Source organism: Bacillus sp. JNUCC-22 (assembly GCF_018861275.1).
GTDB lineage: Bacteria > Bacillota > Bacilli > Bacillales > Bacillaceae > Bacillus > Bacillus velezensis.
The window spans coordinates 2,093,649-2,108,275 of the sequence record NZ_CP076408.1 but is presented as its reverse complement, the minus strand read 5'-3'; the positions used below and the strand labels follow the sequence as shown (position 1 = coordinate 2,108,275).

Here is a 14,627-nt window from a genome sequence, read left to right as displayed (position 1 = left end):
CCTATCAGACAGGCCTTTTTTCTATGTTTTTTTTTCTTCATGTAATCGTTCAATAATCTTTACGATTGTGTCTTTTGTGATGAGCGGCGCCTGATCGGATTGATATCTGGGGAGATTGACCTTCCGAAATTCCGGATGTTTGGCGGGGTCGGGCAATATCGCGTAAAGATTGCCCCATTCATATAAAGATTCCGTCTCATGAGGAGAGGTCAGTTCTTCATGAAGCTTCTCACCGGGACGTTTTCCCACTTCAACAGCGGCGGGGCGCGGCAGCCCGTGCCGGGACGCATATTCCTCAAACCCGTGAAGCAGTTCTTCGAGCCTCAGGGACTCCATTTTAAAAATAAACGTTTCTCCGCCCTTTGTAATCGCCGCAGATTGCAGGGTGAGCGATGCGGCATCATCAATCGACATAAAAAACCTCGTCATGTTTTTATCCGTAATGGTGAGCGGACCGCCTGCCATCAACTGCTCAAATAAAATAGGAATAACGGAACCGCGTGAACCTAGCACATTGCCGAAGCGGACCGAACAAAATACCGTACCGCGGTTTTGAACATGATGATTCGCCTGATGAAACAGCTTCTCGGACAACAGCTTCGTAGCTCCCATTGTGTTTACCGGGGAAACGGCTTTATCGGTTTTTTAAGGTATTTACTGTATTGTGAGGGACTATCAGTGACGGTGAGATCGAAAGCGAAAAATTAAACCTCAGGATAGGGGTGATTTCAAACTGAGCCGGAATTGGCCCTTTTCTTTTTTGTGTCATCGTAACGATAACTTCTTTGAAGACTATTCTTAATAGCGCGTTCTTTTTCTCTGTGCTTGTTTCAATGTGATATTGATCAATTATCTTATTTATGTTGTTTCTGACTGTATTACTGTCTATTTCTGATTTCGCTTCTTGGGTTCCATTGAGCTCATGCTTAGCAATCTGGAGTTCTTTAAATTCTTCATCTAAAACAGCTTTTCTCTTCAAAAAAAGTTCATCAGTGTAAATGCCGCTCTCATATTTCTCAAAGATAAAATTCTCTTTGTTTTTTAACTCTTGTTCTTTTTGTGAAAGATGTTCAGACATTTGCTTTTTTGCTTTCACATTACTATTTACGTCTTCGTATTTAGAAATCATTGAAGTGATATGTTTTGTTAAAGTCTTATTATCTAAGTTGCTTAAAGAAGAGAGGTAATCCAGAATGGCATTTTCAACATCGTTATATCTCACATAAGTGCATTTATTCTTTTTGCAAGTGAGTGATTTAACGTGATATACACTTTCCGTGCCGTTTTTGTTTTCTCGCGTTCGCCTAGTTTCGTATTTAGATAATGGTTCACCGCACTTAGAACAAGTGCATACGCCTGCCAATTCACTTAATTCCAATGCGTTTTTATTAGGCAGCAGGGGAACTTTGTTTGCAATTTTCTCTTGTGATTGTTGAAATTGTTCTTGATCTATTATAGGGGCATGTGCATCCGATACTACAATTTGTTCCTTTTCAGGTCTAATTGTTCGTTTACCGTCTTTTGTTTTTTCTCTAACCTTATATTTAACAGTTCCGATATACGCTTCGTTTTGCAGAATTGCTTTAATTGTGTATTGATTCCAGCGCTTTTTTCCTGATGGAGTCGGTATTTGTAATTTTGTTAAGTGAGAAGCAATCGCTGTATAACTATAATCTTTTCCATTCAACCCATTTAAAAAGAGGTTAAAGATGAATTGAACGACTTTTGCTTTTTCTTCGACTGGGACTAGTTTGGATGTTTTTTTGTTTAACCGGTATCCATAAGGCGCTAGTCCGGAAATCCATTTCCCTTGTGCCGCATATGTGTATTTAGCGCCTGTCATACGCTCTCTGGTCATTTCAAATTCTTCTCTGGCCATAAACAATTCAAAACGAATCTGACGCATGTCTGCAGGATTTCGAGGGTCATAAACTTTATATGGTGTAATGATAATCAATCGCTTGCTTTGAAGAAGGTTAACAATTTGTCCCGCATCACTGTAGCTCCCGCGGCTGAGTCTTGTTATTTCTTTAACAGCAATTGCCTGGTACTTGCCTTCCTCGAGGTCTTTAAGACATTCTTTAAAAACAGGGCGACCCTCAATGCTTTCTCCTGACCCGATTTCCATTTTTAATTCATAGGGGATTTCAATCGACTTCAGTATTTTATTCATGAGTTCATTTTGTTCTGTTAGCGTATCTTCGCCTGTTCTTTTTTCTCGCTCCATATCCTGACGAGAGCGTCTAAGATAACCCAAAATATTTGTAATGTTGTAAGAATGAACGATGTTTTTTAACTCCAAAAAATCAGCACCTCCTCTTTATTGTATTTACTGTAAAAACAGAAGTATTCGTACAATATTCTGTCTGACATTGAATACGAAAATAACGTAATATATTGTAAGGATTGTATTGTTTGAATATCTATTCTAATCGTGTTCATTTTTTAATTAAACGCCGCTGTAATTAACAGGGTTTTTATTTTGTTCATTTCTTGAAATGTCAACGCAATTCATTAGTGGCAGATAAGAATTTGCAACAATTTTTCAAATCAGTTTCATCTGAATGTCCTGATATTAAACAGTGAAACGGGGGCCGCAGAGCTCCCTCACATGCTAAGAAAATACCCAAATAAAAAAGAAGCCTCAGAGGACTTCAAAATAATTAATTCTTCTCACATGCAAAGTTGTCATTATCCCGATCCATTTTAGATGTATAAGCAGGGTGAGTGCTTGGTACACCATGCGGATATTTCTTTCTCAGCTCTGTGCAGTTTGCAAAGTGTTCTGTTCCTCCAGCAGAAGGGGAGGCTTGTGCAGAGTTAGAAGAGCTGCTTGATGCTGAACTGCTTGAGTTCGATTTATGTGTCTCGGATTGGTGTGTTGTAACTGACTTTTGAGCCGGCTTAGATACACTTACTGATTTCTTCGGTTTCGTTGCGCAGCCATTAAATCCTTTATCAGTCGCATATCCATTCTTACTCCAAATCTTCAAGTCTTTATCTTTCGCAGCTTGCTCATCGCTCTTATACGTGTCTAAATACTTCGTGTTTGGCTCATATACATAAGCTACTCGTGCTAATCCTTCTTTAAGCAGTGTTTCTTGTACTGATTTGCCATCTGCATAAACGTAAGCCAGCATTCTCCCATACTTGTCTGTACGATCTCCTTTATCAAACTCCAGTTGAAGTTTTCCCTTGTTAACCAGCTGTTTGTTTCTTGCTGAAGCATCCTCACCATATGGTTGTACGCAAGAGTTTGGGTTCTTAGTTTTAGGCGTGTCAACAAGTAAATAACGAACAGTTTTGACTCCGCCTTTATAGTTAACTTTAATCGTATTCCCATCAACTGTTCTGTTAAATGTTACATCGACCAGCTTTTTCTTTTTGTCAGACGCCTTTTTATCCGACGAATCCTTCTTTGAAGCATTTTCGGCTTTTTCATTTTTGTCATTTGATTGAGTGTCTGCCTTTGTCTCTTTTGCATCCTTTTCTTCTTGCTGCGTTGTTTTAGCTTTATCTGAATCTGTTTTATCTGTAGAAGCAGAATCAGATCCACACGCAGCCAAAGAAAAGCTTAGAGATAATGCGCCAATACCTAACAGCCATTTCTTCAATGTAATTCCCCCAAATTTGTTTGTTCTGTCTCTATATCGGACAAACCTTCCTTATTATAAATATAAAACCAAAGATTGTAAATTACGTTTGGCATTTTAGGACACTCAAATGCAGTTGCGTGGTAAAATTTAGTGACCTAAACACCATAAAGGAGGGAAATTTAAATGGAAGAAGGAAAGTTAATTCGCATGACTCTTGATGGGATAAAGGAAGCTGTTTCTAAATACGGAACTTTTCCTATGCTCCAACATGGAGGGCATGTCATGGAAGATGCTGCTTTTCGATTCAGAGACCCAGCCAGTCCTCAAGAAATTAATAGTTTAGAAAAGATGTTAGGGGTAACTTTGCCTGATGATTATAAAGAGTTCCTATTCAATCACAATGGAATGGAAATGTTTAATGGTATTGAGCTTCTAAGCACAGAAGGGATAATTGGATTTAATGAAGTTCAAGACTTCCCTAAGGGATATGTCCTAATTGGGTATCATTATGATGGCAGGTATGTTATTGATGTAAACACAAATCAAATAAGGGATTAGGATATATGTTGTATCTGGATTCAATTGATAATATTGAAGATACGGTATATTTAGACTCTAACTTTGAGATATGGTTTGACATGTTGGTGTCATCAAACGGAACTAAATACTGGGAAGTAAAGCCGAAAATTAAAGAATATTATAAATATGTTTCAGAATAGAGAGTTTAGATAAGATCAAGTGGAAAGGAGACGTAAATGAAAGTATTTGAAGCAGCCTCGTTCATTTCAGCCGCAGAAAAGCGGGCGAAACAATACGATCAGATTAGAGAACAATTTATCAATCTCAGAAAAGCGTTTCAGGGAATGGCTGACTTAGACGACAGTGAGTTTTCAGGCAAAGGCGCAGACAACATTAAAGCATTCTTTCAAGATCACGCTGGTGTCACAGACAGTTGGCTTGATCTGATGGATATGAAGATTGCGTTTCTTAACAGTATTTCAGGAAAAGTAGCTGATGCCGGATTGGCCGATTCGTTTGTGGAAGAGTCCTTTTTAGAACACGAGCTTATCCATGCGAAGAATAAATCAAAAGCCATCATGCAGGAGCAGCGCAATGAAATGAAAGGTATCCTTGATGAAATCAGTGATATCGTTCATCTAGAAGTTTTCTCGACAGAAGATGTCGATCAAAAGCTGGATTCAGCAGATGAAAAACGGGATGAGACCATACATAAGCTCGGAAAGCTTGATCACGATCTAACGAAAGAATACGCAGAAACCGAGGCAAATGAACATTTCATTCAGGCAGATTTTCAACAGCTCCTAAACGCTACGGGAAAAGGGAAAAACGCTACTCCGCTTCACTATAACGCCAAGGCATACAGAGAAAGTGACATACATAAGAAAAAAGGCGAGATTGCAAGACACTCAGACACATATTTAACGTTTAAGAAGGAAGAAGCAAAAGAGCGGGAAATCAAGGATCTGAAAAAAAAGCTCGCTGATGGAGTAACTGATCCTGATGAATACTTGGAGATTGCCAAGAAGATCGGTTACGAGAATCTTGAACCTTCCCAGCAGCAATATGTGATTCAGCTTGAACAAGCAAAACAGATGGAAGAAGCCGGAGAAGTGACTTGGGATATTTTAAAAGGAGCCGGCGTCGGTCTATATGATGTCGGGAAAGACACGGTAACCGGTTTATGGGACTTCATAACCGATCCAGGAGAAACCCTGTTAGCGCTGGGGAATGCAGTACTTCATCCAGTTAAAACATATGATGCTGTTTCAGCAGCAATCGAGGAATCGTATCAAAACGATATGGTGAACGGAGATGCTTACTCCAGATCAAGGTGGGTGACATATGCAATTGGTTCAGCAGCTGTGGCTGTCGTCGGAACGAAAGGCGCGGGAGCCGTTAACAAAGCTGATGCGGCGGGGAAGGTCATAAGCAAGGCAGGACAGGCAGGGAAGAAAATTAAAGATGTTAAACTTCCAGAACTGCTTCCTTATAACTCTAAATATGATCTTGCTCTGGCGGGTGACGTACCATACAATGTGGTTGACAGCCAAAACCTTAAAAATGAACTATTAACTAATGCGAAGAAATTAGATGAGCGCAGAAAGCCATTTACAGGTAAGGAATTAACTCTCCCTTGGCTAAATAAAGAGAAGTATGGCGCCTTTGAAGTTAAAGGGAAGGTAAAAGCTTCGGGTAAAACTAAAGATGTAAGTCGAAGAGTATACACATTGAAAGATATTGATATAAACAAAGTTGATGCTGAAAGCGGAAAAACAAATTTACAACTTATGAAAAAAGGTGACGCTCCTTTTGCTAATGATGGCACAAAAATCAACTTACATCATTTAATTCAAGAAGAGCCAGGAACGATGGTGGAAATTCCAGCTTCTGTTCATCAAAATAATAAAAAAGTTCTCCATGGATTGAAAAAAGGTGGGGAAAGTTTTAGAAATGACAGGGAGTTGCGGAATCAGTATAAAAGCTTCCAACGAAGATATTGGAAATGGAGAGCGAGCCAATTTGAGAAAGGAGAAATGTAACGATGACTTATCATGAAATTGAAGAATTTATTAAAGAAAACGCTGAAGATGATGATTTTACAGGCGGAATAAGTGAAGAAAAAATCATAGAGATACAAAATCGTTTAAATGTAAAACTTCCCGAGAGTTATAAGTGGTTTTTAAATAAATATGGCTCCGGTGGAATTTACGGGGTAAATATACTTGGCCATGGGAAAGTTTCTGCAAGGGTTGTTACAGTTACTGAGGAATATAGAACTCATTATAATTTAAGTGACGGTATTATCGTTATAGAAGATGTAGATGAATTCTCTTATTGCCTCGATACAAACAATATGGAAAACGACGAATGTCCAGTAATAGTTTGGGCAAATGAAGCCGGTTATGGTGACAAGGTTGCAGATAACTTTCTGCAATTTTTCTTGGAAGAGCTTGAAGAAGCAAAAGAAAATTGGGAAGAGGACGAAGATTGGGACGATTAAGTAGAAGTATTGCAAAGTTAAGCTCTCTTTTTGAGAGCTTTTTTTGTATGAAATAATGAAATAAGGTGCTGTTGGTTGAAAAGAAACTGTTTTTTCATCTTATATTTGGTGGAATTTAAGTTGAATACCTCGCTGGAATTACCGATAAATAACATGCGAAATAATACCAAACGGAAGAAATTTGTTATACAAAGGTGAAGCAAACATATACAAATATGATGCTATACTTGGGCAAAACAGGATAGTGATAGGATGGGACAAATATATTGAAATTCCAATGAACGAACTTCCTTCAAATGAGATTCAAGTTGAAGGATTTGGAAAAAACATGAAAATCATTTACAGCAACGTTGTAAAATTTGAGAGAGGGTGAATGTTATGGAAGGCCTTAATAACTCTTACAACATTACGAAAGACCCTAAGTTTTTAGCATTTTGCAGTTTAGCGACAGAAGGCGCAGGAAGTAATTCGAATCAGCAATGTTCAATTAATTTTGATGAATTTAAAGATGCGCTCGAGAACGGAAAAGTGGTTGATAATCAAAACCTTAAAAGCACTTCAGAATTAAATCACCAGTTCGATTACTGGAAATCTAGAATAACGGGTGGACGAGCTGTAACTGAAACAGATAATCAAGTGCTGGATATCATCAAACAAGCATACAATCTTGGAATGGTGACGAAAGATAATATGCTTTTGAGAAATCAAGCCATTAACGCGTATAAAACATCTATTTAATTTAAAATTAAAGCCCCTTATTCAGGAAGGGGCTTTTGCTTTGCAACTTATTCTTTATGTTTAATCTAAAACCATAAAGTCCTGCACTTTTGTTTCTTCTTCAGGCAAATCAAATTCATTAAGTTTCTTTTTAGTACGGATATCAAAAATCCCCATATAGCCACCAATGCCTTTTTTGTTTTCCTCTTGTGAAATCACATAAAGTTTTTGATCTTTAAACTTTGCATTCATATACGGAAATTTTAAATCGAATTTTTCAAAAGAAAAATCTTTCTCGTACTCAAGTAAGCAGGCGTATCCGGATTTGTTAATATATGTAACGTAAAATTTACCGCTTTTTTTGTCGTAATACACAGCGTCCGCTTGTTCGAGATCATCAGGATATTTTATGAATTTTGATTTCCAGGATCCTTTTTCGATTACAGTTAGTTCATGTTCTGAGCTAGCTACAACATATTTTTCAGAGTGATCAAATACATCTCCATAGGAAGCTAATCCAATCGTTTTAATAATCTCTTCTGTTTTTCTATCAATGACGTACAAAGACATTCCTTGAATGGCGTAAATATACTTATCATCGCTTTCTCCCATGGTTACTAGGGAGGGCAAAGTCAGGCTATATTTTTTATTGAACTTTTTATCATTTACTTTCAGTTCATTTCCATTGGTGTCGACATTATAGGCTTTTACGTTCCTCTCCTAGATACCAAAAAGCAAATGGATTTGACAATTGATGATCCTTAATGGTTTTGTTATTTAATGTGTAATAATATGGTTCATGTTCAGCTAACAAGACGATATCGTCTGAAGAAGGGTTTTTTTCTGGATATATGGTATATCCGGTACTTTAAAGTATCGTTTATTGAATTTTTCTCCTTGGGATGTGGATATGAGTACGCTTTTCTTGATGAGTGGATTTGAATAGATAAAAAAGATTTTATCTTCGGCTGGATTAATTTTAGAAGTACGTACAGAGTGTTCACTTTTATTTATAAAGATTGCATAGATCAACAATATAACTATTGCACCAATTAGAACTCCTGAAATCCCATATAAAACATAAGACTTTTTCATATAACGCTCCTTATCTTTTATATAAAATAAAAAGACACTTGCAGAATAAATCTGCAAAGCAAATGATTAGGAGCAGACAGTTTTTAATGAGCGGTCAATATCTGCAGGTGTGACAAGTGCGCCTCCATTACTGTCTAGGTCGGTTCCTTTTGTATTTTTGTATGATTGCCACACAAGTTTAGAGCAATACTATTTATTTGTGCTTTTTTTGGTTGCGGCCACTGAATAAGGCTTACCTGTTTTACTACTAGCATATCTCTGGGCCTTTACCTTATCATAGATATCTGCGCCCTTAACATACTGTTTCTTTTTGCTTTTGAATCGCTTACCCCAGTTGTTCTGATAATTCCTTACCCCTTTCATGCGTCCATAATTTTGTTATGGATGATAAGAAATAAATACGGATTAAAAGCGATCTTACGAGTTGTTTCTTATACACCTGGAGGCACAGCTTTGCATAGAGCAGGTTTGACAGGTGGCCACAAATTATAAAATAAAAAGCCCACTCATATGAGTAGGGCTAAATTAATTTTTAACCTCCGACTGGCCTTTCAGCTACCTGGATGTTAGATGGTGAATCTGTACTCAATTGCGTTAAAGCTACCCCACTTAAAATTACAGTTAAAATAGATACGCAAAGCACAATTTTTTTCATAAGATTCCCTCCACCTGATTCATTTTCTGTTCAGCCCAAATTTTTTCATTGAAAAAGCTTGTTGCTTCTTCAAAAGCACCTATTGATTCAAACCTTTTTGCAGCTATGTAGGACAATTCATCTACACTTTCAAGGTCATTTTGTTGTTTTAAAAACTCAATGTAACGGATGCAATTATTGAAGTTGTTTTTTAATTCACCACAATATAGGTTGTATAGGGTGCTAATTTTGGCTTCGTATACCTTATTCTCCATTAATATGAGTCTTTCCTGTGCTTTATTGTAAAAATTAATGGCTTTCATTTTTTCGTCAATTTTAAATAGCTCCTTAATCATCATGAATAAAGAATTTATATAATAATTTGAATTCATCCAAGATTCATTTCCAATAGCTTTTTCGAGAGATTTAATGCACTTATCAGGTTTGTCCCAATCAGAATACACGATACTAAGGTTGTGATATAACTGAGCTTCCAAATATTCATCCTTTGTTTCTTGTGCAATGTCTATTGCTTCTAAATAATATGTTTCTGACTCCTCAAACCGTTTCATATCGGAATAGTTTGCAGCCGCAATCATTGTTGAAGTTGCCAGTTTACATTTATAGTCAGGGTGTCGCTTATATATTGCAATTGCATTCTTGATATAGTGTTGTGCCACAATGCTTTGTTTAACAAGAGTGTATAAGTAGGAGACCTTGGAGTAGAATTCAGCTGCTTCAATTTCATCCGGAATTTCTGCAAGCTTTTTCTCAGCTAATCCATATAAGTTAATTGCTCGATCATAATTTTTGTTGTATGCCTCGTACATTGCTTCGAATAAATAAAAGTTATATTCCAATTTATCGTTCGTTCTTTTTATGAAATTTTCATTCTCTTCAGTGAAATAAGTGTGCTTTTGTAAAGGCTCTCCGCGTGAAGAGTGCAGCAACATTTTGTGTCTTTCTTCTAATAAACTGTAATATGCAAGAACTTCTTGATCCTCTTCCATATCATCGAACAGGCTTTTAATCTCTGAGTAATATTTTATTGACTCATGTACCTTTTGTTTCTTTATAGCAATGTACCAATCATTCAGTGTAGTAGCAACAACTTCTGAAGCGATCTTGCTCATCCAAACCCCTCTTTCTGAAAATTTCAAAAATCCTTTGGGAATAATCATAACATAGTCATTGAAAAAATTGTAAAAGGATGTAGAGTTTTTGGGGTTTTCTAATTTGAAAAACGAAAAAAATACCCTCCTCGTTAGAGAAGGGATGTGATCAATTTCCTGTTGCTTTCAGTGAGGCAAGCCACTCATCTAATGTTCCTGAGAAACCTTGTTGAACGGCTAATTCATATGCTGATTTTCGCATCTTTACCGGCAGCACCAGTAGCTCCTTTAGCTCCAGTACTGCCTTTTTCACCTTTTAATGAAGCTAACCATTCGAAAGTGATGAATATTCAAGGCGGGAGTAAGGGAAATTAACAAAAAAAGGTGAGGGAATGTAGATGAAACGATTTATCTTGGTTATACCTTTATTGGCTGCTGTTATTGCCTCTCCAACTCAAATGAAAGCAAGTCCAATGCCTTGTAGTGCAGTACTCAAACCGGTAAATCAAAAACTGAAAAATGCGAAGGGTGCGGCACTAATCTATAAAGTGCAGTTATACCCGCCAAGTGCTGCAAGAACGAATATGAGTATTCTTGCTGTCCACCTTCCTCAACCATCTTCTTATGGAAGCTACGACAGTTATGAAGGATTTGCCGCCAAAACAGGGGAAATCAGTTGGCGATTTAAACTATATCCGACTCCCGAGGGAGAGAGTCCTAATTGGGCTGGAAGGATTGATTCTATATCAGCTGAAATGACAAATGTTAAAGTGCAAGTACGCCTTTCAAATTCTAAGACACAAAAGTTGGGGCCGAGTGTATTAACAAACAATATTCAATCTTGCTATTAGAAATGTAGAGTTCTTATCAAAGAGAGCAATGCGACTGGATCTTTTGTAAATTGTCAAAAAGGTAATTGATCGAGAAATTCTGGTGAAAAATGAAGAAGAGTCCATTAAGATGGAATGTCTGGAGTCAATTCATCATTTGACAGAAGAGAGCCGGCAAAAGTCGATATTGCGTTTGATTTTGTACATAGAAAGACGGCATAAAAAGAAATGGTTAGCTAAAAAAAGGCAAAGAGTCAACGCTCTTTACCATCAGGTGTTTTCCTTAAGCGGTCTGCAATATGCTTAATTAAATTCAGCGCAGCAGTCACTAATCCAATAACTAAAACAATTTCAAGTAAGAGGATAAATCCAAAATTTAAACCGCGACTTTCAAAGTAATCATCGGTAAAAAAGAGAAATTGATAAATTCCAAGCATTAGCACAATAAAGGAAGCGCCTATAATCGCCAGAGACTTTTTAGAGAACTCCTTAGTATGGTTAAAATTATAAACCAATAAGAACAAGAATAGACAAGCCATGGCGATCTTATGAGTCAATGAATCACTTGCTGAGAACCCTTGCACAAGTAAGGAGATAATTAATCCGGTCATTCCGATTATTTTATTCAATATATCACCTGCTTTGTATAAGTATGACCTTAGATGTCAGCTTACCAATTAAAGGTGATATTCTCAACATAATGCAGTTTAAACTTAACTTAAAATCGTAATTTTAAGAACAAATTTAGAGTGGATCATGACATGCTGTTTATTATGCTGTAAACAAACGCAACAATAAATAATGGATAAGAGATAACAGCAATTAGTTTTGAAGATTTGCTCTTTTTTTCAAATGTGTATATTAGTGCAAATCCTAAAAGAAATATTGTGACAAACCAAGAAGAATAGGATGGATACAATGCAATAAGTAAGACAATAAGAGTGGATAACGCAAAAGAAGAGTCAAGTGTTATTTTCTGATCGTTTTTCAAATAAACCGCCTCCTTACACATATTCCCCCATATAAAAACACTTAAACATTATATTAAGTCAGCATGATTAAATGATAAACATTTTAAATAAAGAACAAGATAAAGCAATCCGGCATTTCAAGGACAAGCTGAACATGTCTGAAAAACTGTACATACCCTTAGTTAATGTAAACTGCTTATAGATAAGCAAAATGATTAAGCGGAAAGGTGTATAGACTTATAGGACCTTATAATATAAACATTAGATCGCTTAAAGAAGGTGATGTGGTTGATCAGTCAATTGAATATTTCATGATGCAATTTGTGCGGTTCTATAATGGTGAAGACCTCACCGTGTTCCATTTGTCTAGGAGGAATTTGTTTAAATTCATAAACATGAGGCGTTTTAGTCTGTCATTTCCTAAAACGGTGTTTTATTCTTGTTACAAATATGCAAGAAGGGCGGTTTTAACTTGTATAGAGTGTTTATAATGCTATTAATTTTGTTATGTATAACATTAGGGTGTCAAAACCAACATAACAAACATTTTATGGAGGCTGAGCAAACTATGGTCGGCTATGTCATTTTAAAAAGAGAGAATCAAGCAATTCTCATACCTAATGAAAAAGCTGATGTTAAAGACTATGAAAATCTTAGTGAAAAAGAGATTATTGAAAAGTATAGATCGGATATAGTTTTACTGGGGCTTAGTCAACTTAACAATAAAGATGACTTGAGCAAAGGACAAAAAATTCGTATTTGGTATAAAAAATTAAATGAATCTTCACCTCCAAAAACAAATATATCAAAATTTAAAATTATTCAGTAAGTGGTATTGTTTCCTAGAAAAACCGCTGCAAAACTAGGGAATGTCATATTGAACAGCAATAATGTCTTCAAACCTCACCTCATCCGCTGATCTTTTCTGTTGACGATGTGTTAAAGCTGATGAGCGCTCAATTGGATACTTAGTGAAGAAGTAACGTTCATTGACGGAGGCTCTATATATGAAGCATTCCTGCTCCAAGGTTTATTTGACGATTCAGATGATGAAAAAGACACATTTATATTTTCAAAGGCTGAATGATAATTAGAGAGTAATTGAAAAAGACCACAGGAGGCGGATACCAAGAACATATTTTTGAATTACTGAGTACCGTTAAAATGGTGATGGATGAACTCAACAAAGTCAAATATAAGATTAGCAAATAAGCATCTTGAGTATTATTCAGTTTAAGCACAAGTCTGCATTATTATTTTAAACAAATATTTTAAAAATAAAAAAGAGAGGGAAACCCTCTCAATGCATTAATAATTGTAGTCCCAGTAAACATCGACATTAACTGTTACTTGGGCTGAAGTGTCATTATTATGAGCTCGGATATACAATTGTTTTCCTGTGATGCTTGATGTGTTGACGCTAAATACTTTGTAAAATTGTTCTCTTGAATAATTTCCTCCACTCGGTCTAACAGTAGAAACTACAGTTCCATCTGACTTTACTAATTCATACGTCACATCCGCAGAGGCACTGCCCGTTGCGCCTGATTCTTGGAATCCCATCAGAGAGATCTTGGTTACATTGTTTGGTGTGAAGCTGCTGACTACAGTCTTCCATGAGTCTGGCCCTGTTCTAGCTAGATTGACTTTGCCTACACCGTTTTTGCGATCTGTGCCAGTTTTTAAAACATGGAAGCTATCAGTATTTGTTAAGGCTTCAAGATTACTGTGAGGCAGGGAAGCTGGCTCACTTTTAGCAGCAGCGTTCGCTGAAGCAGCTGCACCAGTAAGACCGATAGTTGAAACTAATAAAGCAATTGCTGTTTTTTTCATTAAAAGCATCTCCCTTGGTTTAGGTATGTAATACAACTATAGTATAACAATTAATTTTGAAATAAATGGATAATGTTGTGAATATATGGTGAATTTTCTGAATGGAGTGTAAATTTCTTCGGTGAGAATTTTAAGGAGGCGGTTAGTTGGAAACAAAAGATACAAGAATGATGGTTAAAGAAGGAGATAAAGATTTCGGAATTGCGGAATATTTGTGTTGACGAGGCTGCTGCTGCATTAAAGAAGTACGGGTAAATGAACTGATAATATGGAAGGAATGAACACTTGATGAACCGAAAATATCGAAGGCAGGTCTGAGGAAATTCGCAAAAGGGTGGATATAGCTGCGGATTTTGAATGGTTTAGAGAGCCAGAGAATAAAGTTTATGTCGTACATATAAATGATTTCCTTATGTATAAGAACATAGCTGAAAATCAATTAACACATACCTATATAAAAAGTAAAACAAGTACAAAACACCGATTTCATCTCTGATGAAATCGGTACTGAACGCTGGATAAAGAAAAAAGTTAACCATACATTTGAACAAGCTTGCGAGGCTTTGATAAAGAAAGAACAGTCAAGAGACGAACCATTACATACATATAATACTCCTGTGAAAGCGGGGGTGTAGTTTTGGAACCTTACCAACGTTATGAGGAATTAAAGAAGAAAACAATAAAGGTTGTCCATAAAGATAATTACAGTATCCGTTATATAGATCAGGATGAAGCGAGTAATGACTTAGATGAATTTTATAAACAATTTGCTCAGCATTTATTGGAGGCTGCTTTGGAAAGGAGTGCAGAGTAAGCT

At 36.5% G+C, this 14,627-nt stretch carries 12 protein-coding genes and 6 pseudogenes; 9 read left to right on the top strand and 9 right to left on the bottom strand.

Annotated elements, in window-relative coordinates:
- Positions 1-21: 21 nt before the first annotated feature.
- From JNUCC22_RS10035 to JNUCC22_RS10025, 3 genes and pseudogenes are all read right to left on the bottom strand, one after another.
- Positions 22-642: pseudogene (locus JNUCC22_RS10035) on the bottom strand (polysaccharide biosynthesis protein); the annotation flags it as partial.
- Positions 618-2,302 (bottom strand): annotated as a pseudogene (locus JNUCC22_RS10030) (recombinase family protein). The pseudogenes JNUCC22_RS10030 and JNUCC22_RS10035, both read right to left, overlap by 25 nt.
- A 361-nt stretch (positions 2,303-2,663) precedes the next feature.
- Positions 2,664-3,614 (bottom strand): thermonuclease family protein, encoded by a 951-nt coding sequence (locus tag JNUCC22_RS10025; protein ID WP_216061679.1) that lies wholly within the window; start codon positions 3,612-3,614, stop codon positions 2,664-2,666.
- A 264-nt stretch (positions 3,615-3,878) separates the two neighbouring features.
- Between JNUCC22_RS10025 and JNUCC22_RS10020 the strand changes: the two are divergent.
- The 4 genes and pseudogenes from JNUCC22_RS10020 (at position 3,879) to JNUCC22_RS10005 (ending at position 7,356) form a co-directional block, all read left to right on the top strand.
- Positions 3,879-4,315: pseudogene (locus JNUCC22_RS10020) on the top strand (SMI1/KNR4 family protein).
- Positions 4,316-4,351: 36 nt separating this feature from the next.
- Positions 4,352-6,157, top strand: a complete 1,806-nt coding sequence (locus JNUCC22_RS10015) for a T7SS effector LXG polymorphic toxin (RefSeq protein ID WP_216061678.1) — start codon at positions 4,352-4,354, stop codon at positions 6,155-6,157.
- Positions 6,158-6,159: 2 nt separating this feature from the next.
- Positions 6,160-6,618 (top strand): SMI1/KNR4 family protein, encoded by a 459-nt coding sequence (locus JNUCC22_RS10010; RefSeq protein WP_216061677.1) that lies wholly within the window; start codon positions 6,160-6,162, stop codon positions 6,616-6,618.
- 378 nt (positions 6,619-6,996) lie between these two features.
- Positions 6,997-7,356 (top strand): hypothetical protein, encoded by a 360-nt coding sequence (locus JNUCC22_RS10005; RefSeq protein ID WP_047935828.1) that lies wholly within the window; start codon positions 6,997-6,999, stop codon positions 7,354-7,356.
- A 60-nt stretch (positions 7,357-7,416) separates the two neighbouring features.
- On the opposite strand, the pseudogene JNUCC22_RS10000 reads toward JNUCC22_RS10005, so the two are convergent.
- Positions 7,417-8,430: pseudogene (locus tag JNUCC22_RS10000) on the bottom strand (hypothetical protein).
- A gap of 375 nt (positions 8,431-8,805) precedes the next feature.
- Here JNUCC22_RS10000 and JNUCC22_RS09995 point away from each other — a divergent pair.
- Positions 8,806-8,922 (top strand): annotated as a pseudogene (locus tag JNUCC22_RS09995) (hypothetical protein); the annotation flags it as partial.
- A 40-nt stretch (positions 8,923-8,962) separates the two neighbouring features.
- Here the strand turns inward: JNUCC22_RS09995 and phrK are convergent.
- Positions 8,963-9,085, bottom strand: coding sequence for a phosphatase RapK inhibitor PhrK (gene phrK / locus JNUCC22_RS09990; protein WP_016936664.1), 123 nt, complete (start codon positions 9,083-9,085; stop codon positions 8,963-8,965).
- Positions 9,082-10,197, bottom strand: a complete 1,116-nt coding sequence (locus JNUCC22_RS09985) for a Rap family tetratricopeptide repeat protein (RefSeq protein ID WP_029326141.1) — start codon at positions 10,195-10,197, stop codon at positions 9,082-9,084. Before JNUCC22_RS09985 ends, phrK begins: the two co-directional genes overlap by 4 nt.
- A gap of 377 nt (positions 10,198-10,574) precedes the next feature.
- Between JNUCC22_RS09985 and JNUCC22_RS09980 the strand changes: the two genes are divergently transcribed.
- Positions 10,575-11,027: a YoqH family protein gene (locus tag JNUCC22_RS09980; RefSeq protein WP_216061676.1), complete on the top strand. Its 453-nt coding sequence runs from the start codon at positions 10,575-10,577 to the stop codon at positions 11,025-11,027.
- Positions 11,028-11,260: 233 nt separating this feature from the next.
- Here the strand turns inward: JNUCC22_RS09980 and JNUCC22_RS09975 are convergent, their stop codons facing one another.
- Positions 11,261-11,635 carry a YoqO family protein gene (locus JNUCC22_RS09975; protein WP_029326142.1) on the bottom strand — a complete coding sequence of 125 codons (375 nt, stop codon included), beginning with the start codon at positions 11,633-11,635 and terminating at the stop codon, positions 11,261-11,263.
- Between the two features lie 125 nt (positions 11,636-11,760).
- Positions 11,761-11,997 carry a hypothetical protein gene (locus tag JNUCC22_RS09970; protein WP_007612058.1) on the bottom strand — a complete coding sequence of 79 codons (237 nt, stop codon included), beginning with the start codon at positions 11,995-11,997 and terminating at the stop codon, positions 11,761-11,763.
- A 461-nt stretch (positions 11,998-12,458) separates the two neighbouring features.
- Here JNUCC22_RS09970 and JNUCC22_RS09965 point away from each other — a divergent pair, with 461 nt between their 5' ends.
- On the top strand, positions 12,459-12,806 hold the full coding sequence (locus tag JNUCC22_RS09965) for a DUF3221 domain-containing protein (protein WP_252729759.1): 348 nt from the start codon (positions 12,459-12,461) through the stop codon (positions 12,804-12,806).
- Between the two features lie 479 nt (positions 12,807-13,285).
- Here the strand turns inward: JNUCC22_RS09965 and JNUCC22_RS09960 are convergent, their stop codons facing one another.
- Positions 13,286-13,810: a hypothetical protein gene (locus JNUCC22_RS09960; protein ID WP_025284882.1), complete on the bottom strand. Its 525-nt coding sequence runs from the start codon at positions 13,808-13,810 to the stop codon at positions 13,286-13,288.
- A 352-nt stretch (positions 13,811-14,162) separates the two neighbouring features.
- On the opposite strand from JNUCC22_RS09960, the pseudogene JNUCC22_RS19535 reads away from it, so the two are divergent.
- A pseudogene (locus JNUCC22_RS19535) lies at positions 14,163-14,445 on the top strand (hypothetical protein); the annotation flags it as partial.
- Between the two features lie 2 nt (positions 14,446-14,447).
- Entirely contained in the window at positions 14,448-14,624 is a 177-nt protein-coding gene (gene sprB / locus JNUCC22_RS09955) for a recombination directionality factor SprB (protein WP_007612049.1), read from the top strand.
- The last annotated feature ends 3 nt before the right edge of the window (positions 14,625-14,627 follow it).